Source organism: Mycolicibacterium vinylchloridicum (assembly GCF_013404075.1).
In the GTDB taxonomy this organism is placed as follows: domain Bacteria; phylum Actinomycetota; class Actinomycetes; order Mycobacteriales; family Mycobacteriaceae; genus Mycobacterium; species Mycobacterium vinylchloridicum.
This window is the reverse complement of the sequence record NZ_JACBJQ010000005.1, coordinates 148,408-168,945: the sequence shown is the minus strand read 5'-3', so window position 1 is coordinate 168,945 and position 20,538 is coordinate 148,408. Positions and strand designations below refer to the sequence as shown.

The window sequence follows — 20,538 nt, the reverse complement described above, 5'->3', positions numbered from 1 at the left end:
GGAAGACTGCGTTATCCCGCGCTAGGTGCGGACGTGCTCGTCGTCGAGGCGCGTGACGTCCCCGTCGTCGGGACCGTGCGCCCGGCCGACGTGAGCCTCCCTGCGCATCCGCTCGATCATGTGCGGGTAGTGCAGCTCGAAAGCGGGCCGCTCCGAACGGATCCGGGGCAGTTCGGTGAAGTTGTGCCGGGGCGGCGGGCAGGAGGTCGCCCACTCCAGCGAGTTGCCGTAGCCCCACGGATCGTCGACCGTGACGACCTCGCCGTAACGCCAGCTCTTGAAGACGTTCCAGGTGAACGGCAGCACCGAGACGCCGAGGGTGAAGGCACCGATGGTCGACACGATGTTCAGCGTCTCGAAGCCGTCGGACGGCAGGTAGTCGGCGTAGCGGCGGGGCATGCCCTCGTCACCCAGCCAGTGCTGCACCAGGAACGTGGTGTGGAAGCCGATGAAGGTCAGCCAGAAGTGGACCTTGCCCAGCCGCTCGTCGAGCAGCCGGCCGGTCATCTTCGGGAACCAGAAGTAGATTCCGGCGTAGGTCGCGAACACGATGGTGCCGAAGAGCACGTAGTGGAAGTGCGCGATCACGAAATAGCTGTCGCTGACGTGGAAGTCGATGGGCGGGCTGGCCAGCAGAACACCGGACAGACCACCGAGCAGGAACGTCACCAGGAAGCCGATGGAGAACAGCATCGGCGTCTCGAACGTGAGCCGGCCCTTCCACATCGTGCCGATCCAGTTGAAGAACTTGATGCCGGTGGGCACCGCGATCAGGAACGTCATGAAGCTGAAGAACGGCAGCAGCACCGCACCCGTGACGTACATGTGGTGCGCCCAGACCGCCACCGACAGCGCCGCGATGCTGATCGTGGCGTAGATCAAGGTGGTGTAGCCGAAGATCGGCTTGCGGGAGAACACCGGGAAGATCTCCGAGACGATGCCGAAGAACGGCAGCGCGATGATGTACACCTCGGGGTGCCCGAAGAACCAGAACAGGTGCTGGAAGAGCATGGTGCCGCCGTTGGCGGGGTCGTAGATGTGCGCACCGAGGTGGCGGTCGGCGGCCAGGCCGAACAGCGCCGCGGTCAGCAGCGGGAAGGCCACCAGCACCAGGATCGACGTGACGAAGATGTTCCAGGTGAAGATCGGCATCCGGAACATGGTCATGCCGGGGCAGCGCATACAAACGACAGTGGTGATCATGTTGACCGCACCCAGAATCGTGCCGAGACCACCGACGGCCAGGCCGAGGATCCACAGGTCACCGCCGGCACCGGGGCTGTGCATGGCGTCCGAGAGCGGGGTGTAGGCGGTCCAGCCGAAGTCGGCGGCACCGCCGGGGGTGATGAAGCCGGCCAGCGCGATCATCGCGCCGAACACGAACAGCCAGAACGACAGCGCGTTCAGCCGGGGGAAGGCGACGTCGGGGGCGCCGATCTGCAGCGGCAGCACCAGGTTGGCGAAGCCGAACACGATCGGGGTCGCGTAGAACAGCAGCATCGCCGTGCCGTGCATGGTGAACAGCTGGTTGTACTGCTCGTTGGACAGGAACTGCAGGCCGGGCACGGCCAGCTCGGCGCGGATGAACAGCGCCATCAAGCCGCCGAGGAAGAAGAAGATGAAGCAGGCGACGCAGTACATGATGCCGATCAGCTTGTGATCGGTCGTGGTCACCAGCTTGTAGATCAGATTGCCCTTGGGACCCATCCGTGCAGGCATGGGCCGAGTGGCCTCGAGTTCTCCCTGCGAAGGCACAACGGCAGTCAACGGTCCTCCAAAATCAGTAATCGCACCCGAGAACGTGCTCTTGATCCTAACCGCCCGTCGGCGCCGATGGGGTGTGGGTCCTACATTCTGTCGTAATTGACAGCTCGACGCCCTGCCCTGCAGCTCAGCGGCCCTCTCGTGGCCGGATGTTACGGTCGGCGTCGTGTTGATCGGCGGGAAGCGTTCGGGTGTCGCGATGGCGGTCGGAGCGGTGCTCGCAGCGGTCGCCATGACGGTTGCGAGCGGGTGCTCCGGCTCGTCCAAGGATCCCGCGCCGGCGGCGCGCAGCGTTGTCACGAGCACCACCAAGATCGCGGGCGCCGGCGTGCTGGGCAATCAGCGCCGCCCCGACGAATCGTGCGCACCCGAACCGGCCCGGCTCGACGCGGGGGGCCCCGACCCGCAGCGGATCGTGGTGCTGGCCGGTGACGAGCTCGACGCGTTGTGCGCGCTGGGGCTGCAGTCGAGGATCGTGGCAGCCGCACTGCCCGATGGTTCGGCCAGCCAGCCGTCGTATCTGGGCACGGTCATCCACAACGTGCCCGGCGCCGGGACCCGCAGCGCACCCGACCTGAGCGCGATCGCAGCCGCCAAACCCGACCTCATCCTCGGCTCGCAGGCGCTGACGCCGCAGTCTTATCCGGCGCTGGCAGCGATCGCCCCGACGGTGTTCACCGACGCGCCCGGCGCCAAGTGGCAGGACAACCTGCGCACCGTGGGCGCGGCGACCGGTCGAAGCGAGGCCGCCGACGATCTGGTCGGCGGTTTCACCGAGCTGGCCAAGCAGAAGGGCGTGGCCAACGACGCCCCGCACTTCCAGGCGTCCATCGTGCAGTTCACCGACACCACGATGCGGGTATATGGCGCCGAGAACTTCCCGGCCTCGGTACTGGCGGACGTGGGCGTGGATCGCCCTGCCGCACAACGTTTTACCGACAAGCCGTATATCGAGATCGGGATATCCGATGCCGATCTCGACCGCTCGCCAGACCTGTCGGCCGCCGACGGCGACATCGTGTATCTGTCGTTCGCATCGCCGGCGGCCAAGGACCGGGCGCCGGCCGTCCTGGACGGCCCGGCGTGGCGCAAGCTGTCGGCCAACCGCGACAACCGCGTCTTCGTCGTCAACAACGAGGTGTGGCAGACCGGCCAGGGCATCGTCGCCGCGCGTGGCATTGTCGACGACCTGCGCTGGCTCAACGCCCCGATCAACTAGTTCTCTGCCGCCGAATTTCACGTTTCACAGGAGAACTGCGAGTGCGGCGCGACAAAACGTGAAACTCGAGGGCCCGTGTAGCGTTCGTCACTGTGTTCCATGTGTTGATCGGCACGTATACCCAGCCCGCCGAAGTTGTCGAGAAGACCCGTCCCGCCCATCTGGCGTGGCTGCAGGAAGAGGTCGACGCCGGGCGACTGCTGATCGCCGGCCGTCAGGAGTCCGGTGCTGGTGGCCTGCTGTTCACGGCGGACATAGATACCGAAGCCGTCCAGGACATCATCGACCACGATCCCTACACGCTGGCCGGGGTCGCCACCTATCAGCGGGTGTCTTTCAACGGCGCAATTCGCGCAGCCGGGTTATAAATCTCCTCAAGCGGGATTAGGCACCCGCCGCGCCGGGTTGTACCCACTGGTCGCAGCGTCGCGACACTTCCTTATGACCAGAACGCTGAACCAATCAGTGCTGCCTAAACGCGAATTCGAGGACACCGATGAGCACAGTCACCGCTTACGCCGCCACATCCGCCAAGGATCCCCTGACCAAGACCACCATCAACCGCCGCGATGTCGGCCCCCACGACGTCATGCTCGACATCCACTTCGCGGGTATCTGTCACTCCGACATTCACACCGTGCGCGGCGAATGGGGTGAAGTCGAGTACCCGATGGTGCCCGGACATGAAATCGCTGGTGTGGTAACGGAAGTCGGCCCCGAGGTTACGAAATACAAAGTGGGCGATCGTGTTGGCGTTGGCTGCTTCGTCGATTCCTGCCGCGAGTGCGCGGCCTGCCTCGCCGGTGTAGAACAGTACTGCACCAACCCGGGCATGGTCGGTACCTACAACGGTGTCGGCAGCGACGGGCAGCCCACTCAGGGCGGCTACAGCGGCGCGATCGTCGTCGACGAGAACTACGTGCTGCGCATCCCGGACAGCATCGCGTTGGACGACGCCGCTCCCCTGCTGTGCGCGGGCATCACGCTCTACTCGCCGTTGCGGCACTGGAATGCCGGGCCAGACAAGCAGATTGCCGTCATCGGCCTCGGTGGTCTCGGTCACGTCGGCGTGAAGCTCGCAAAGGCGATGGGTGCCCACGTGACGGTGCTGAGCCAGTCTCTGAAGAAGATGGAGGACGGTCTGCGGCTGGGCGCCGACGAGTACTACGCCACCAGTGACGCAGCGACTTTCTCGAAGCTCAAGGGCAAGTTCGACCTGATCCTCAACACGGTCTCGGCCAACCTCGACCTCGAGGCGTACCTCGGCCTGCTCGCGCTGGACGGCACACTGGTCGAGCTCGGCATGCCCGAACACCCGATGGAGGTGCCGGCGGCCGCCCTGATCTTCGGTCGGCACAGCTTGTCCGGCTCCTTGATCGGCGGTATCGCCGAGACGCAGGAAATGCTGGATTTCTGCGCCGAGCACGGTGTGACACCCGAGATCGAGGTCATCGCGCCGGACTACATCAACGAGGCCTACGAGCGGGTGCTGGCCAGCGACGTGCGGTACCGCTTCGTCATCGACACCGAATCGCTGCGCACCGCCTAACGGCTAGTTGACCGTGTCCTCGGTCACGCCGGCCAGCGGCCAACCGGCCGCGGCCAGCGTGGCGGCCACCCGCTTGATGTTCTCCGGGCCCGCGTCGTGGTGACTGACGTCCTTGATGAACTCGGCGATCTCGTCCTCGTCGATTCCGCCCGCCAGCGCCGGTGAGTCCTTCGCCGTGAGATGGGCGACCACCTCTTTGATCTGGTCCTCGGTCAGCGGAGTCGAGCGAAGCAGCGCCAACAGCGGGACCCGGTCCGGACCGGGAACACCGTTGGGGTAGCCGGCCCGCAGCCAGTTGAGGATCGAATGCAGAAGCGACGTAGCGGTCACCTGGCAAGTCTCTCGGTTGCGCCGAAACTACGCCAGCACCGGTAGGACAGTTCGCCGCCGGTTCACACCACGTTCACCGTCGCTCGGGGCACCGGTCGAGCGGGTCATTGAGCGCCGGCGCCGGCCACGCCGCGCGGCCGTCCGCGCGCCACCCACACCCGCCACAGGTAGGTCGCCACCGCCGCAGACGCCAATAATGCGACCAGTCCTTCGACACGACTGGCGTTGATGACCAACACCGCGGCCACCAAGACCGCTGCGACGACGTTGAGTATCAGAGCCGTCCACCGATGGTCGCGGTAGGACAGCCGTGCACAAGCGATCGTGGCGGCCAGGAAGCTGGCGAAGACCGCCACGGCGTAGAAGCCGACCAGCCGTTGCTCCCGGCCGCTGGCCCCGATCAGCATCGCCGCCGCCGCAAGGACCAGACCGACCCCCCACTCGGGTATCAGGAATCGGTTCATGCGGCCGAACCGGCTCGGGACCAATCCGACGCCGTCCGCACCGATCGTGGCCAGCGCCTTGAGTACCCCCGAACCGGCAAGGTAGGACGACGCCGCGGCGGCCAACAAGAGCAGAGCACTGACCGCCTGGAAGGCGGTGAACAGGACGCTGTTCCCCGTGGCGCGTTTCGCCAGCTCAGCGATGAGGGTCGAGTCTTGCGGTGGGATATCGATCCTCAACCTGACCGCCAGGACGGTGAAGCAGATCGTCAATGTCCCGACGATGGCGACCATCAACCACAGGGTCAACCTGCCGAGCCGCCGTCGGGCGCGATCACCGAGTTGGGGCAACTGGGCGATCGCATTCGACGGCGATTCGACGCCCGTCGCCAACGCCATCCCGAGCGGGATGGCGAACAGTACCGACGCCAACCCGGCGCCTGCCAGCAGCGGGTTGCCACCCGCGGAGTGGCTCACGGCGCTGTCCGGGGCCGGCACTGCGGAGACACCCGCCACGATGACGCAGATGGACAGGACCACGAAGGCAACGGTCGCCGCGGCGAAGACCACCCGGCCACCCTGACCGAGCAGGACCACTCCGGCCACCAAGGCCACGAGCCCCAGCCCGATCGGGGTGCGATACGACTCGAGCGGCGGCAGATACGCGATCAGCGCCGAGGCACCGGCCGCGCAGCTGACCGCAACCGTCAGGGTGAAGTCGACCAGGAGCGCGCCCAGTGGAATGAATGCCCACCCTTCGCCGAAGGCGGACGCGATGCCCTCGGGACCACCACCTCCGCCGGGGAACCGCCCGATCAGCTCGTGATACGTCGCCGAGATCACGGCGATGATCGCAACCACGGCCCCCATGGTCGGAAGCAGGGAGCTGAGGTCACCTGCCAGTCCGCGCAGTGCAGCCTCGATCGCGTACGCCACCGACGAAACCGGATCGGCCATCACCGTGAAGGCGAACGCCAGGCCGAGCACCGCTGTCCGGAACTTCACCCCAGGCCAGCTCACTGGATGCCGGCATGCCTGGCCAGGAACTCCACGACCGCCTCGGCGAAGATGTCGTTGCGATCACCGGCGACCATGTGTCCGGCCCCGGCGACGTCGACGAACTCGATCTGCGGGAACCGTTCGAGGAATGCGTCAGCACGTTCCTGAGTGACAAGGTCACTCATCTGACCACGCACCAGCAGCATCGGGACACCGGCCGCCAGGATCGATTCGACCGCCGCGTTGATGCGCTCGACCTCGGTCACCTCGATGGGCGGGCTGGCCGCAGTCCCGTCGATGAACTTGGGGTCCCAGTGCCAATACCAGCGGCCGTCTCGGTGGCGCAGGTTCGTGCGAAGGCCGTCAAGATCGGACGGCCGGCTGCGGTGCGGGTTGTACTCCTGGATCATGTCGGCCACCTCGTCGAGGGACTCGAAGCCCGTCTCCATCCGGTCGTACATGAATTGGTGGATGCGCTCGGCCCCGGTCGGATTCATATCGGGGACGATGTCGACCAGTACCAGCGCACGTAGCGCCGCCGGTTCCAGCTCTCCGGCGAGCAGCATGCCGGTGAACCCGCCCAGTGACGCACCGACGAGCACGGGGCGCCCCGGCAGCTGACGGATCAGTTGCAGTACGTCGCCGGCGAAGCTGACGACCCGGTAGTCCCCTTCTTCCGACCAGTCGGACTCACCGTGTCCGCGCAGGTCAACGGTGATCGCCTGCCAGCCGCGCGCAGCCACTGCGGTCGCGGCCCGGCCCCAGGAGCGACGAGTCTGGCCGCCGCCGTGGAGGAAGACGACGCTCGGCGCGTCCGGATCGCCGATGCGGTCGGCCGCGATGCGGATGCCGTCCACGCCCAGCGCACTGAACGGTTCGGGTGTGGTCACGCCATTCAGCATCCGCGATATGGGCGCGGGCTCAAAGCACCGGTCCCACCCGAATGAAGCCCTTCTGCGTCGATAGGTGGGACAAAGGGCCCTACAACGCGGTCGGACAGGCGCGGACCGTGAGTGGGTGAATCGGGAACCGTTGTGACGCACCGCAGCGTCTATCCCCGGCTGGCCCGGGCCGCGGAGCGACCGTGGTACGTGTTGGGCCGGATCGGCGATCAGGCGCTGTTCTATGCCAGGGCCATCGCGGGTATCCCGACCGCGGTGCGCTGCTACCGCGTCGAGATCGTCCGGCTGGTCGCCGAAATCAGCATGGGCGCAGGGGTTTTGGCGATGATTGGCGGGACGTTGGTGGTCGTCGGATTCCTCACCGTCGCGACCGGCGGAACGCTGGCGGTGCAAGGCTACAGCTCGCTGGGTGACATCGGCATCGAGGCGCTCACGGGTTTCTTGGCCGCGTTCATCAACGTGCGGATCTCGGCGCCGGTCGTCGCCGGGATCGGTTTAGCGGCAACGTTCGGTGCCGGCGTGACCGCACAGCTGGGCGCGATGCGGGTCAACCAGGAAGTCGACGCACTGGAAGCCATGGCTATCCCGCCGCTGGTGTTTCTGGTGAGCACCAGGATCGTCGCCGGGATGATGTCCATCGCGCCGCTGTATGCCGTCGCGGTCATCCTGTCGTTCCTGGCCAGCCGGTTCACCACAGTGGCCCTGCTCGGCCAGTCGGCGGGCCTGTACGACCACTATTTTTCGACGTTTCTGAGCCCGACGGATTTGCTGTGGTCGTTCGTCCAGGCGATCCTCATGGCGTTGGCAATCCTGCTGATCCACACCTATTTTGGCTTCTATGCCTCAGGCGGACCCTCTGGAGTGGGTGTCGCGACGGGCGACGCCGTGCGGACCTCGCTCGTCGTCGTGGTCTCGGTGACACTGCTCATTTCGTTGGCGATCTACGGCAGCCAGGGTCGATTCAACCTCGCCAGCTAGGCCTCCTGGCCCGACCGTTTCCTGATTGCGGTAGGGCGCTACTGAGTTCCTGTCCGCGGCCCGGAGTGACGATTGCTTCGGTGGACCACAGGGTTGGGGGCAAGCGATGGGCATTTCACGGCACATTGGCATTTCGATCGGCACCGCCGTCCTGGCAGCGGCCGCCACGGTGACGCCGGTGGCGATAGCTGACGAACCGCCGCTGGAGAGAACAGCCCTGGTCCTGTGCGGGACGACGTGCCCGACGCCCGACGACACCTACATCGACATCGTCAAGAACCAGTACATCGAGCCAACACATCCGGGCGAGAACATCGCCTATGTCCCGGTGACCGCTCCCCAGCAGATGTGGCCCATCACCGGATTCACGCGCCTGCTCGGGCTCGCATTCGGGGATCCGCGGCTCTTCGCACCCGGCGGACCCGCGTGGCCGAACGAGCCGTGGTGGAAACTGTCGGGATTCTTCGACGTCACAGCCGCACAATCGCTTCGGATCGGGGCAGCCGATCTCGACTCGGCGATAGCCGCGCACGACGATGACCATCTGGTGGTCTACGGATTGTCGCAGGGCGCCGGCATCGCGAATGTGGTGAAGAAGCGGCTGGCCGGGCAATATCCGGCGGGAACCAGTGCCCCTGACATCGATTTCGTCTTGGGCGGTGACCCCAATCTGCCCAACGGTGGCTTGATGTCCCGGTTCGACGGCGCCTACATCCCGCTCCTCGATTTTCCGTTCAACGGCCCCGCAGTGACTGACACTCAGTTCGATACGGTCGAGATAAACCGGCAGTACGACGGATTCACCGACTTCCCGTTGTATCCGCTGAACGTCATCGCCGATCTCAATGCGGTGATGGGCATCGTGTACCTGCACACCAATTCGTTCGACGTCAGCCTGCCCGCGGATCCGACAACGTCGCCGGCATACCAGGGCACCCACGGCGACACCAGCTACTACTTCTTCCAGACCCAGGACCTACCGCTGTTCGCGCCACTGCGCAGCATCGGCGTGCCGGAGAAGTTCATCGACGTGGTCGAACCGTTCTTCCGGGTGATCGTGGAGGCGGGCTATGACCGGACGATCAAGCCGTGGGTACCCACGCCGGCGCGGTTGTTGCCGTCGTCACTCAACCCAGGACAGCTGGCCGCGGATGTGGCCACCGCGGTCGAGGAGGGCATGAACAACGCCAAGGCCCTTGTCAACCCGTCACCGAAGCTCGCAGCCTTCCGCACCTCGCCACTCAAGGCAGCCAATCATGCTCCGGTAGTGCGTGATTCGCTCGGATCGAACCGCCGGACTCCCGACCGGCCCGGCAACCGCAACATCAATAAGCCGACCAGCCGGACCACCGCGCCGTCGTCGACCGGCAACTCCGCGCGTTCGTCGTGACCAGTCCTGCATGGGGCCGTGGCATCTCGGCTGTCGCAGGCGTGATTGCACTGGGGCTGACGTCGATAACGGGTCTTGCAGACGCGAACGCCTCAGACACGGCCCTGATCTTGGGTGGCAGCGGGGTACCAGTCCCGCCGCCGAGGTACATCGACGCGGTCGGGCAGCTCTACCTCACCCCGAGCGGATTCGGCACCTACACCCCACAAGCCGTGATCGCGCCCGAGCAGTTCTATCCGATCACCGGCGTCAACAGCCTTCCCGTCGACCTGTCCGTCGCCCAGGGCGTGGCCATTCTTGACGGCGCGATCGCCCAGCAATTCGCTGCGGGCAACCGAGTCGTTGTGTTCGGCTACTCCCAAAGCGCGATCATCGCCGCGCGAGAAATGGCCTACTTGGCGACCTCGGATAATCCCCCCAGTCCCGACCAGCTGAGCTTCGTCATGATCGGCGACACGGGTCTCCCCAACGGGGGCATGTTCCAACGTTTCGACGTGCCAGGGGCTCCGTTGTCCCTGCCCAGCCTGGGCCAGTCGTTCAATTACGGCCCCACGACGAGCGACACCTACCCCACTGTCGTCTACACCAAGGAATACGACGGATTCGCCGACTTCCCGCAGTATCCGCTCAATTTCCTGGCCGTTCTCAACGCATTGATCGGCATGTTCACCGAGCACTTTTCGTACACGGGCCTCACTCCGGAACTCGTGAATACGGCGATCGCGCTCCCGACGACCGCCAACACCACCACCCGGTACTTCATGATCCCGACCGAAAATCTGCCGCTGCTGATTCCGCTGCGATTGCTCCCCCTCATCGGCAATCCGCTGGCCGATCTGTTGGAGCCGACCATGCGCGTGCTGGTGAACTTGGGCTACGGCAGCATCACCAACGGATGGAGCCCGGGGCCGGCGGACGTGTCCACTCCGTTCGGGGTCTTCCCCGCCGATGTCGCCCTGGTCGATGTCCTCAACGCGCTGGCCCATGGTGTAGTTCAAGGTATCAACGATGCCCTCGATGACCTGAAACACCCTACTGTGTTTGACATCTCGTCGCTGTCGGGGTTCTTTGCCGGTCTTCACGCGGCGGGCGGCACCGCCACCGCACACCCGTCGCCATTGGAATTCCTGACAGCGTTCGCGGCTCTGGGCAACGGGGGCATGCCGGTCTCCTCCCCTGGCGGCATCGTCAACACGCTCGTCGATGCGGTGTCCGGGGCCGTCGCGGTTGCGAACCCAGTCGTGGACACAGCGCTGTCCATCGCTGTCACGCTCCCGGCATACAACGCGCACCTGTTCGTCAGCCAACTGCGGGAGGGTCATCTGCTCAACGCAATCGGGATGCCGATCGCTGCCGACGTCGCACTGGTCCCCTATTTACTCGTCGCCGATGTGGTTTGCCCATCCTCGAGGCGGCGGCGACGACCGTGACCCATCTCGCCCAACTCGTGGGCTTGCAGCCCAACCCCGCTCCTGATGCCGCCAAAATTGCTGGGCCACAGTTCAAATCACCGAGGCCGCCACGCCATTCAGTACCCGTTTCGAGCGTCGCAGCACCGAGGGTCACCGCGACCGGTCACACCCAACGACGGCCCGTCACAGCATCGCGTCAGCCCGCGCGAGATGTCCCTCGAAACCAAGCGATCTCGCCATCGCACGGTAACGATCACGCTAGTCGCGGTACGTCGCTTCGTCGCCATGGAACCGGGCCAGCAGCGCGCGCATCCGCAGCAGGGTGACATCCCAAATTGCCGAATATCCGGGCAGTTTCGGCACCGTATCGATCACCATCTGCGCTTCGGCCCGGTCGGCGTCAGCGCCATGTCCACATGGTGTCACCGCCGGTCGGCTGTGTCCGGCCTTTCGTCCGGTCAGGTCACCCCCCGGCGGCGAAGTAACGCTGACCCTCGGTCACGACGCGCCCGAGAGCCAATTTCAAGACAGGGGCAAATACTCTGAACGGCAATGCGAATCGGGCTTTCGGTTCTATTGCAACGGTAAAGGTGAACAAGGTCGAGTCACCACTGGGCTGCAGCACGAAATCCTCGGCGTAGCGCGTGAAAACCGGGGCGGTGGACTCGTAGACATACATCGAGTAACCCTTGTCGACATCCCAACGGAAATAGCGGCTACGCCCCCGCGCGCCAAGAGCCACGGATTCTCGCGTGGTGCCGACCCCGTGCGGAGGAGGGGACGTGAACGAGACCTCCTTGACCGTGCGGCCCCATGCCGCGGCAGAGTCCGCCGAGGCCAGAGATTCCCAGACCTGTTCGGGCGCCGCCGCGAACGGCTTCTGGTAGCGGAACACGTACGGCGCCGAGGCGAAGAACCCGGCATCGACTGCCTCGAGCGGATACCAACGGGTCATGGCTCATCAGCATGCGCGCCGACGCGCACCCGTGGGCCGATATCGTCACCAAAATTGGCGCCCGGGTCGCGTTACGGGTGCCGCCGTACGGGTTTCCCCTCGCAGCCACGGCCCAGGTCGTCTACGTTCATGGTTTCAGGCGTTCGCTGCCAACTCGAAGGTCCCGATGACCCTTGACGGCGACCATGACGAACCGGAGATTCCATGCAGATTGAATTCGCTCTGTGTGCCGCAGCGGCGCTTGTCCTCGCCGGGTGCGCCGGCAAGCCGTCTGATGGACATGCCTCGGAGGGGCCCGCTTCGTCGGCGACCTCGGCTTCGTCGGCGACCTCGGCCCCAGCCACCTCGACGGCGGCCGCGACAAGTCCGCAGGCCGCCCCGGCCGGAGGCGGCCAGCCGACCAAGGAGTTCCTGGTCGGAAAATGGGGCACCGATGGCGACTGCACGCTGGCGATAGATCTGCGAGCGGACGGCACCAGTGACGGTCCGTTCGGCAACTGGTCCTACACCGACGGCGCGATCAGTTTCACCGAGGCGCCGGAGTTGAAGATCAACGTCACGGTCATTGATGACCAGACCATGGAATCGCGCACGGACCTCGGCAAAACCGCCAAGATGACTCGCTGTCCGTGAGGTCGTCGCGGGCGCTGCCGCCGAACCCCTACGCGATCAGAAGTCCCAATCCTCGTCTTCGGTGACGACGGCCTTGCCGATGACGTAGCTGGAGCCCGACCCGGAGAAGAAGTCGTGGTTCTCGTCGGCGTTCGGCGAGAGCGCCGACAGGATCGCGGGATTCACGTCGGTCTCGTCGCGCGGGAACAACGCCTCGAAGCCCATGTTCATCAACGCCTTGTTCGCGTTGTAGCGCAGGTACTTCTTGACGTCCTCGGTCAGCCCGACCGCGTCGTAGAGATCCTGGGTGTACTCAATCTCGTTCTCGTACAACGCATACAGCAGTTCGTAGGCGTAGTCCTTGAGGTCCTGCTTGCGCTCCTCGGTCTGGACCGCATAACCCTTCTGGAACTTGTAGCCGATGTAGTAGGCGTGCACGGCCTCGTCGCGGATGATCAGCCGGATCAGGTCGGCGGTGTTGGTGAGTTTGGCCCGGCTCGACCAGTACATCGGCAGATAGAAGCCGGAGTAGAACAGGAACGCCTCGAGGAACACCGACGCGATCTTGCGCTTGAGCGGATCGTCACCGCGGTAGTAGTCGAGGATGATCTGCGCCTTGCGCTGCAGGTTGACGTTCTCCTCCGACCAGCGGAAGGCCTCGTCGATCTCGGTCGTCGAGCACAGCGTCGAGAAGATCGAGCTGTAGCTCTTCGCGTGCACCGACTCCATGAACGTGATGTTGGTCAGCACCGCTTCCTCGTGCGGGGTGAGCGCGTCGGGGATCATGCTGACCGAGCCGACCGTGCTCTGGATGGTGTCCAGCAGCGTCAGCCCGGTGAACACCCGCATGGTCAGCTGCTTCTCGTCGGCGGTCAGCGTGCCCCACGACGGGATGTCGTTGGATACCGGAACCTTCTCCGGCAGCCAGAAGTTACCGGTCAAGCGATCCCAGACTTCCGCGTCCTTTTCGTCAATGACACGGTTCCAGTTGATCGCCGTTGCCCGGTCGATCAGCTTCGTTCCATCGCTCACCGAAACCCCACTTCACCACGCTGTTTGCCCCGTTTCCGGCTGACCATCAAAACACTACCCCTGGGGTCCGACAACACGCCGCAACACAACAACTTGTGTTTCGCGCGGACCGAATCCACAGGTCCGCCGCGCGTGTCGAAATACCCCCGGCGTGTCGGGGCGGTCAGCCCGCGGCTGCCCGCGGCGACGACCCGACCGGCGCCCCGGACGCCACTCCGGAGAAGCGGTACTCCGACCGTTTCAGCGAACGCGTGGTCAGCCAGTACTGCCATGTCATGCCACTCCACAGCGTGCGGTTCTTGCCGTGCTCGTCCAGATACCAACTGCTGCACCCGCCGGTGCTCCACACCGCACCGGTAAGCCGTTGCTGCAGTTCGGCATTGAAGGTGTCCTGGGCCCAGCGGCTGGGCGCCAGCGCCTGCGCGCGGGCCTTGTCGACGGCCTCGATCGCCTGGCCGACGTAGCGGATCTGCGACTCGATCATGAACACCACCGAGTTGTGGCCCAGCCCGGTGTTCGGCCCGAGCAGGAAGAACAGGTTCGGCATGTCCGCGACGGCGATGCCGCGATGAGCCTGCACGCCCTCACGGTTCCAACGGTCCACCAGGTCCTCGCCGCCGGGGCCCTTGATGCCGACGTAGGTGTAGGAGTCGGTGACGTGGAAGCCGGTCGCGAACACGATGACGTCGACCGCGCGCTCGGTGCCGTCCGCGGTGACGATCCCGGTCGGGGTGATCCGGGTGATCGAGTCGGTGACCAGCTCCGAGTGGGGACGGTCGATGGCACGGAAATATTTGTCGGAGAACAGGACTCGCTTGCAGCCCAGCCGATACTTCGGCGTCAGCCGTTGCCGCAGGTCACGGTCGCGGACCTGACGCCGAATGTTCCACTTCCCCGCTTTCTCCCCCAGCGTGAGCAACTCGGGCCGCTGGGTCATGGCGAATCCGAGCGCCTCCTGAAACCAGTAGATGCCGGTGCGCAACGCCGCGCGGGCGCCGGGGACCGTCCCGAACGCCTCGCGCATCCGCGCCGGGATCGGGTTGTTGCTCCGCGGCAACACCCACGCCGGGGTGCGCTGATAGAGCTGCAGACCGCCGACCTTGTCGACGATCTCCGGGACGATCTGGATGGCGCTGGCGCCGGTGCCGACGACCGCGACCTTCTTGCCGGTGAGGTCGACGCTGTGGTCCCACTGCGCGGAATGAAACGCCTCGCCGGTGAACTCGGCCAGCCCCTCGATGTCGGGCACGGCCGGGATGTGCAGCGCGCCGGCGCCGGAGATCAGGAATTGAGCGACGTACTCACGGCCGTCCTTGGTGAAGACGTGCCAGCGGTACTCGGCATCGTCCCAGTGGGCGCGGTCGACGTGCGCACCGAAGTGGATGTAGCGGCGCAGCCCGTGCTTGTCGGTCACGCCCTTGAGATAGTCGAGGATCTCCGGCTGCAGGGACCACATGTAGGTCCAGTCCGGCTTCGGCTCGAACGAGAAGGAGTACAGGTGCGCCGGGATGTCGCAGGCGCAACCGGGGTAGCTGTTGTCACGCCAGGTTCCGCCGACGTCGTCGGCCTTCTCCAGGATCAGGAAGTCAACGCCGCGGCGTTGGAGTTCGATCCCCATCCCCAGCCCGGAGAATCCCGTGCCGATGACCAGCGCCCGGGTGTGGACGGGCTCGGTGGCGATGTCGGCGACGGTCGGTTCGGCAACAGTCATCCCACCAAAGTACCCAATACCGCCGGTATCGGGTAGATGGATTAGGGGCTCAGCCGGCGGCGGCGCGTCGCTGCATGGCGTCGTGGATCGGCCGGTCGGGATCGAGGTGGACGCCGAGGACGTCGGCGGTGCCGTTGACCGTGCCCAGCATGATCGTGGTCAGGTGGTTGACGAACTCGTCGGTCGGCATCCGCCGCTGGCTGTCCGGTTCGGGGCCCAGCCACCAGTCGGTGGCCGCCGAGGCCGCGCCGAACGCTGCCGCGGCCGCCAGTTCCAGTGCTGCGGGGTCGAGTTGCATGCCGCTTAGCTCGTTGTTGAACGTCTCGGCCATCGCCATGGTGATCTCGCGGCCCTCGTTCAAGGCGCGCTGGGTGGATTCCGATTGTTCGGGGAAGCGGCCCTGCAGCATGAACCGCAGCACGTTGGGGTGCTGTTCGACGAGGTTGACATACTCGGCGACGCCGCGCCGGACGACCTCGCGGGTGGGATCGGTGGCGGCATCGATATTCGAGAAGATGGCGGCCCACAACATGTCGCGCAGCCGCTTGCCGATCGCCTGGAACAGGTCGGACTTGTCGGTGAAGTGCCGGTAGATCTTCGGCTTCGCGGTGCCGGCCTCTTCGGCGATCTCACGCAGGCTGACGTCGGGCCCGTGCTTGTCGATCGAGCGGAACGCGGCGTCGACGATTTCGGCGCGCACCTTCTTGCGGTGCTCGCGCCAGCGCTCACTGCGCGCGTCGACCTTGCCCGGTTCCGCGCCGGATCGCGATCGGGACACTCTGCGCACGTCAAGCACTGTACCTGGGCCCGGCCCGGCGTTCGGCGAGGACGATCACACCCGCCCCGCGCCGCAGCGAGCGATCCACGGTTCTCCGATAGCATCGAGGCAATCCGATTACCGAAGTGAGACGAGACTAGTGACCGAGCGATTCGACCTGGTGATAGCCGGCGGGGGGCCCTCAGGGGCCGCCGCTGCGTGGCAGGCCGTGCAGACTGGCGCCAAAGTGGTGGTCCTCGACAAGGCGGAGTTTCCCCGGGATAAACCCTGCGGTGACGGCTTGACCGCCCGGGCCGTGAGCTACCTGCAGAAGATGGGCCTGGCCCATGAGGTATCGCAGTTCCACAAGATCAGCGGGGTGACCGTCTTCAGCCCGTCGGAGTGGGAGCTGTCATTCCCCAAGCGCCCCGGCATGCCCGACTACGGGCGCACGGCGAGCCGCACCGAACTCGACACGATGCTGCTCAAGCACGCCGAGTCGGCCGGCGCGGTGGTCCGCCAGGGTAGCGAGGTCGCCGGTCCCGAGTTCGACGAGCGCGGCCGGGTGGTCGGTGTGGTGCTCAAGAGCGGCGAGAAGGTTTTCGGTGACGCGGTGATCGCCGCCGACGGCGCCTACTCCCCCATCAAGCGGGCGCTGAAGATCGACTCGGACTACAACGGCTACTCGGCGATCGCGATCCGCTCGGAGATGCACGCCAACCGCGCGGACTCCGACCGCTTCGAGATCTATCTCAAGCTGCTGTTCCAGGGCGACCAACTGCCGGGCTACGGCTGGATCTTCCCGATGGGCGGCGGCCGGTTCAACATCGGCCTGGGCTACGTCAACAGCTACAAGAACTGGCAGGCCATCAACGCCACCCACTTCTTCGGCGACTTCCTGCGCACCCTGCCCGCCGAGTGGGAACTGCCGTCGGTCGAGGAACTGAAGAAGAACAAGACGGTTCGGGCCTGGCGGCTGCCGATGGGCTTCACCGCCTGGCCGCCGTGGCGTCCCGGCGTCCTGTTCGCCGGCGACTCGCTGGGCGCCGGTAAGCCGGTGTCGGGAGCGGGCATTTCGAAGGCACTGGAATCCGGCCTGGCCGCCGGCGAGTGCGCGATCGCGGCGCTGGAGAACGGCGGACCCGACGACTTCACCAACTACGAGCAGCGCATGGAGGCCGCGTGGGGGCGCGAGTACAAGCGCGGACGCTTCTTCAACAAGCTGGCCGGCTACCCGAAGGTGTCGGAAACCGGGCTAAAACTGCTCGATAACCACACCTTCCGTGATCTGCTGCTGAAGTCGTTGTACAAGAAGGCGCAGAGCCCCCAACACACCTGACGAGGTGCCCAGTGCACAGCGCGCTCACCCGGATATCGCTCTCGGTGATCGCGGCGCTTCTGCTGGGCTATACGGCGGCGTTGGCGATCTCGCCGCCCCTGCGCGAGCGGTGGCCCACGCAGTGGCAGTGGTTCGGAAATCCCGGCTCCTGGCAGACACTGCTCATTCTGGTGGCGGTGCTCGTGGCGCTGGGCTGGGTCGCGTTCTATTCACCGGGCGCCGGGCGGACGGGCGCGCCAGTGGCGATCGTCGCGAGTCTGCTGCTGATCACCGCCGTGTTGGGCCTGGCGTCGTACTGGCATTGCTTCGACGACGACAACCCGAAGATCTTCACTCCGCTGATCTGGACCGCCGGGCTCGTCAAGGGAAGTACCGGCGACCACGACCTCGCCTTTGGCGCGGTGTGCCCCTACCCCACCCCCATCGCCTTGGACCTGGGCCGGCTGACCGGCACCGCTGCGATATTCCTCAGCGTCGTCGGCATTGCGACGGCGCTGTTCCAATCCCGCATGGACCGGCTGAGGATCTCACTGGCTCGCTCGGTCACGGCGGTGGTTGACATCGACGACGACGCGGCGTCGCTGGTCGACGCCGTTCGGACAACGCTGGATCGCCGGAGCACGCTGGCCGTGATCACGAATTCACCCGAGCGTGAATGCGTCCGCGACGCACGCAACATGGGCGCGCGCATCGTGACGGTGGACTTCACCAAGCCCGAAACGTTGACGGCATTGCCGTTGTGGCGCAAGTTGAACAAGCTCTACCTTCTCTCGCCGGATCCGTCCGCGAACATCCGACGCCTGGCCCTCATCACCGAGCGGCTCGCAACGGTCAGCCGCAGGCAGCGCCTGCCACTGATTGTCCGTATCGACGACCCGTGGCAGGCGGCCGCTTGGCGGGCACAACATTTCGGGGGTGTGGAGACACGCTGGGCCGCAGACACGGTCGGCAAGTACGAGGTGACCGCGCGACGGCTACTTGACGACGTTCTCGGCCCCGCCCCCGTCGACCGCATTCTGGTATGCGGCGCATCGCAACTGACGCTGGCGCTGTGCGCAGAGATGGTCCAGCGGCAACTGGAGTGGGACTACTACTCCGCACCCGACCGGCAGCCGCTGCCTCCGCTGACACTGGTCGCGGAAAGCGCCGAGGAGTTCAAGCAGGACCATCTCTACGCCCACCGGCATCTGGGCCCGTCAACCGAGCATCGGGAACTTGCCACAATGGCCGAAAAGCCTACGGTGCCACTGCTGATGTCACTCATCGACGCCGCACCGAGCAGCACCGCGGTCATCCTTGTCGATGATCTACACGTCGAGGCCAGCACGGGCACGCGGTTGGCCGCCCGCTACCCGAAGACGCCGATCTATGCGTGGCACCCTGACGCGCAGGCGACCGATGACCGGACGCCACTGGTGGGGCAGCTGTACATCTATCAGCTGAGCATGCACATGCCCGCGGGCAAGGCACATGACACGTGGGAACGGGCGGCCCGGCTGATTCACGATCGTTACGTCGCAGACATCGAAACACCCTCGGCCGCAACACTACCGTGGGATCAGCTCAGCGAGTTCTATCGCGGTTCCAACAGACGCCAAGTACAGAACGCGCTCTGGATGGTCGAGGCCATCGGCGGTCATACGTGGAATACGTTCGGCGATGCCGCACAGTCGGTGCCGGCGGTGAGACTTCATGATCTCGCACCCGTGGAGCGGCTGCGGGTGATGGGATTCGACGAGGACACCGCCATCGCCATGGCCCGCAGCGAGCATGAGGATTGGTGCCGCTACTACCGCGCGGCGGGGTGGAAGTACGGGCCCGTTCGCAATGACGCCAACAAGATTCACGACAAGCTGGTCGACTGGGACACCATTGCGGCCGATCCGGCCCTCCTGTCCACCGCGCTGGCCAGCCTGGCCGACACGCTGTCCAAGCTTCGGGAACTCGGCTACATTTCGCGGCGCGTGCCGGACGGCTCAGCTGCCTAGATGTCGAAGCTTGCCGGAAAGTGCCCGGGTTCGATCTGCACCTTCGACGCAGCTCGACCCAAGCGCGTCAGCTCCGGAAGATTCTTCGCGTTGTCCATTGCGTAGAGCGCATCGCATTGGCGGTCACTGCGTTCGATGCCGAGCGTTTTCGACAGCCAATGCGGTTGCAGGGCAAGCTCGTAGCGCAAATAAGACATCATCGCCGGTCCGCCACCGAGTACATCAGCGCTCAGATCGCCGACTTCGGCATCGATCTCCCAGGGCGTCGGGCTGCGCGACATCCATTGCAGCACAGCCTGACCCAGCCAGTTGGCATCCTGCATGATGGACACGACCGACTCCGCGGCCAGCTTGATCGCAGGCATCTTCACCACGTCGGCGGCCGGGACGGACACGGGGCGAAATCCTGTTCCCACCGAGACCAGGAGTAGTTGGTCCTCACCGAATGGCCACTGGAGCCCGTAGCCGCTGCAGGTACCCATCATCAGCACTTGCATCGACGGATTGTTGTACGGGCTGATCCCACCGTCGACAAAGGCGCCCATGATATGCGGGGCCACATTCAGCAGCTCCGGCTCGAAATAATGCGGCGCGGCCGTGCTGGCACGGATGACATTGCGGAGCAGGAAGTGTCGGTTTCCCGTCGCGGCCGCCCCGTCGGGCCCGTCGTAGAACTTGCCGCGGGGATTGTTGTGCAGCAGCCAGGGACTCCCGGTGTCGAGGCGCTTGGTCATCACCATCAAGCCGGTCCTCAGCTTCTTGCTGCCCAGCGTCTCGTCCTTGAAAAATCTCGACAATGCGCGCATCAGTGGCTCTTTGGGAAACTTCGCGCCGAGCACCCCGAACCGCAGAAAACTCTCCTCGAACACTTCGACCCCGAGGGTGTGGTAGACCTCGATCAGTTCCTCCACGGACATCCCCGTTGCCAGACCCGCGGCGATGATGGAGCCGGTTGAGGTTCCGCCGATCAGGTCGAAGTAGTCGCACAGGCGGAAATCCGGATCGTTGCCGAACCGCGCGCGGAGGATGTCTTCGATCCTCGCCAAATAGCCCAGGCTCAGCGCACCCCGAACACCGCCACCGTCCAGGGAGAGCATGCGTTTCGGGCCGTCGCCGAACAGATGATCATCGAGGGTCTTGTAGGCCATGATCGCGCCC

The 20,538-nt window shown here is 65.3% G+C and carries 18 protein-coding genes; 9 read left to right on the top strand and 9 right to left on the bottom strand.

The window, feature by feature from the left end; translation table 11 throughout:
* Nucleotides 1-21: 21 nt before the first annotated feature.
* Nucleotides 22-1,719 (bottom strand): aa3-type cytochrome oxidase subunit I, encoded by a 1,698-nt coding sequence (gene ctaD, locus HPC46_RS06905; RefSeq protein ID WP_179468152.1) that lies wholly within the window; start codon nucleotides 1,717-1,719, stop codon nucleotides 22-24.
* 211 nt (nucleotides 1,720-1,930) lie between these two features.
* On the opposite strand from ctaD, the gene HPC46_RS06900 reads away from it, so the two are divergent.
* From HPC46_RS06900 to HPC46_RS06890, 3 genes are all read left to right on the top strand, one after another.
* Nucleotides 1,931-2,983, top strand: a complete 1,053-nt coding sequence (locus HPC46_RS06900; protein WP_179468150.1) for an iron-siderophore ABC transporter substrate-binding protein — start codon at nucleotides 1,931-1,933, stop codon at nucleotides 2,981-2,983.
* A gap of 92 nt (nucleotides 2,984-3,075) precedes the next feature.
* Nucleotides 3,076-3,351 (top strand): YciI family protein, encoded by a 276-nt coding sequence (locus tag HPC46_RS06895; protein WP_179468148.1) that lies wholly within the window; start codon nucleotides 3,076-3,078, stop codon nucleotides 3,349-3,351.
* A gap of 128 nt (nucleotides 3,352-3,479) precedes the next feature.
* The gene (locus tag HPC46_RS06890; protein ID WP_179468146.1) at nucleotides 3,480-4,532 is read left to right on the top strand and encodes an NAD(P)-dependent alcohol dehydrogenase; all 1,053 of its coding nucleotides are present in this window, start codon (nucleotides 3,480-3,482) and stop codon (nucleotides 4,530-4,532) included.
* A 3-nt stretch (nucleotides 4,533-4,535) separates the two neighbouring features.
* On the opposite strand, the gene HPC46_RS06885 is transcribed toward HPC46_RS06890, so the two are convergent.
* The 3 genes from HPC46_RS06885 to HPC46_RS06875 form a co-directional block, all read right to left on the bottom strand.
* Nucleotides 4,536-4,862: a DUF3349 domain-containing protein gene (locus HPC46_RS06885; protein ID WP_179468144.1), complete on the bottom strand. Its 327-nt coding sequence runs from the start codon at nucleotides 4,860-4,862 to the stop codon at nucleotides 4,536-4,538.
* A 104-nt stretch (nucleotides 4,863-4,966) separates the two neighbouring features.
* A complete protein-coding gene (locus HPC46_RS06880) occupies nucleotides 4,967-6,310 on the bottom strand; it encodes an APC family permease (protein ID WP_325096586.1) in 1,344 nt (447 codons plus the stop codon).
* A gap of 11 nt (nucleotides 6,311-6,321) precedes the next feature.
* On the bottom strand, nucleotides 6,322-7,206 hold the full coding sequence (locus HPC46_RS06875) for an alpha/beta fold hydrolase (RefSeq protein WP_179468142.1): 885 nt from the start codon (nucleotides 7,204-7,206) through the stop codon (nucleotides 6,322-6,324).
* Nucleotides 7,207-7,317: 111 nt separating this feature from the next.
* Here HPC46_RS06875 and HPC46_RS06870 point away from each other — a divergent pair, with 111 nt between their 5' ends.
* From HPC46_RS06870 to HPC46_RS06860, 3 genes are all read left to right on the top strand, one after another.
* On the top strand, nucleotides 7,318-8,184 hold the full coding sequence (locus HPC46_RS06870) for an MlaE family ABC transporter permease (RefSeq protein WP_325096585.1): 867 nt from the start codon (nucleotides 7,318-7,320) through the stop codon (nucleotides 8,182-8,184).
* 106 nt (nucleotides 8,185-8,290) lie between these two features.
* Nucleotides 8,291-9,574: a PE-PPE domain-containing protein gene (locus HPC46_RS06865; RefSeq protein ID WP_218893805.1), complete on the top strand. Its 1,284-nt coding sequence runs from the start codon at nucleotides 8,291-8,293 to the stop codon at nucleotides 9,572-9,574.
* Nucleotides 9,571-11,004: a PE-PPE domain-containing protein gene (locus HPC46_RS06860; protein ID WP_179468140.1), complete on the top strand. Its 1,434-nt coding sequence runs from the start codon at nucleotides 9,571-9,573 to the stop codon at nucleotides 11,002-11,004. The genes HPC46_RS06865 and HPC46_RS06860 overlap by 4 nt, the downstream gene beginning before the upstream one ends.
* 445 nt (nucleotides 11,005-11,449) lie before the next feature.
* On the opposite strand, the gene HPC46_RS06855 is transcribed toward HPC46_RS06860, so the two are convergent.
* Nucleotides 11,450-11,941, bottom strand: a complete 492-nt coding sequence (locus tag HPC46_RS06855) for an SRPBCC family protein (protein ID WP_179468138.1) — start codon at nucleotides 11,939-11,941, stop codon at nucleotides 11,450-11,452.
* Between the two features lie 204 nt (nucleotides 11,942-12,145).
* Between HPC46_RS06855 and HPC46_RS06850 the strand changes: the two genes are divergently transcribed.
* Complete coding sequence (locus tag HPC46_RS06850) at nucleotides 12,146-12,574, top strand: hypothetical protein (RefSeq protein WP_179468136.1); 429 nt, start codon at nucleotides 12,146-12,148, stop codon at nucleotides 12,572-12,574.
* A 36-nt stretch (nucleotides 12,575-12,610) separates the two neighbouring features.
* Here HPC46_RS06850 and nrdF read toward each other — a convergent pair whose 3' ends face one another.
* The 3 genes from nrdF to HPC46_RS06835 form a co-directional block, all read right to left on the bottom strand.
* Nucleotides 12,611-13,585, bottom strand: coding sequence for a class 1b ribonucleoside-diphosphate reductase subunit beta (gene nrdF, locus HPC46_RS06845; protein ID WP_005141592.1), 975 nt, complete (start codon nucleotides 13,583-13,585; stop codon nucleotides 12,611-12,613).
* Nucleotides 13,586-13,748: 163 nt separating this feature from the next.
* Nucleotides 13,749-15,296, bottom strand: coding sequence for a flavin-containing monooxygenase (locus HPC46_RS06840; RefSeq protein ID WP_179468134.1), 1,548 nt, complete (start codon nucleotides 15,294-15,296; stop codon nucleotides 13,749-13,751).
* A gap of 49 nt (nucleotides 15,297-15,345) precedes the next feature.
* Entirely contained in the window at nucleotides 15,346-16,083 is a 738-nt protein-coding gene (locus HPC46_RS06835) for a TetR/AcrR family transcriptional regulator (RefSeq protein WP_179468132.1), read from the bottom strand.
* A gap of 130 nt (nucleotides 16,084-16,213) precedes the next feature.
* On the opposite strand from HPC46_RS06835, the gene HPC46_RS06830 reads away from it, so the two are divergent.
* Together HPC46_RS06830 and HPC46_RS06825 are read left to right on the top strand one after the other, a co-directional pair.
* The gene (locus HPC46_RS06830; RefSeq protein ID WP_179468130.1) at nucleotides 16,214-17,392 is read left to right on the top strand and encodes an NAD(P)/FAD-dependent oxidoreductase; all 1,179 of its coding nucleotides are present in this window, start codon (nucleotides 16,214-16,216) and stop codon (nucleotides 17,390-17,392) included.
* An 11-nt stretch (nucleotides 17,393-17,403) separates the two neighbouring features.
* Nucleotides 17,404-19,380: a RyR domain-containing protein gene (locus HPC46_RS06825; RefSeq protein WP_179468128.1), complete on the top strand. Its 1,977-nt coding sequence runs from the start codon at nucleotides 17,404-17,406 to the stop codon at nucleotides 19,378-19,380.
* Here HPC46_RS06825 and HPC46_RS06820 read toward each other — a convergent pair.
* The gene (locus tag HPC46_RS06820) at nucleotides 19,377-20,528 is read right to left on the bottom strand and encodes a patatin-like phospholipase family protein (RefSeq protein WP_179468126.1); all 1,152 of its coding nucleotides are present in this window, start codon (nucleotides 20,526-20,528) and stop codon (nucleotides 19,377-19,379) included. The genes HPC46_RS06825 and HPC46_RS06820 overlap by 4 nt on opposite strands.
* Nucleotides 20,529-20,538: the final 10 nt, after the last annotated feature.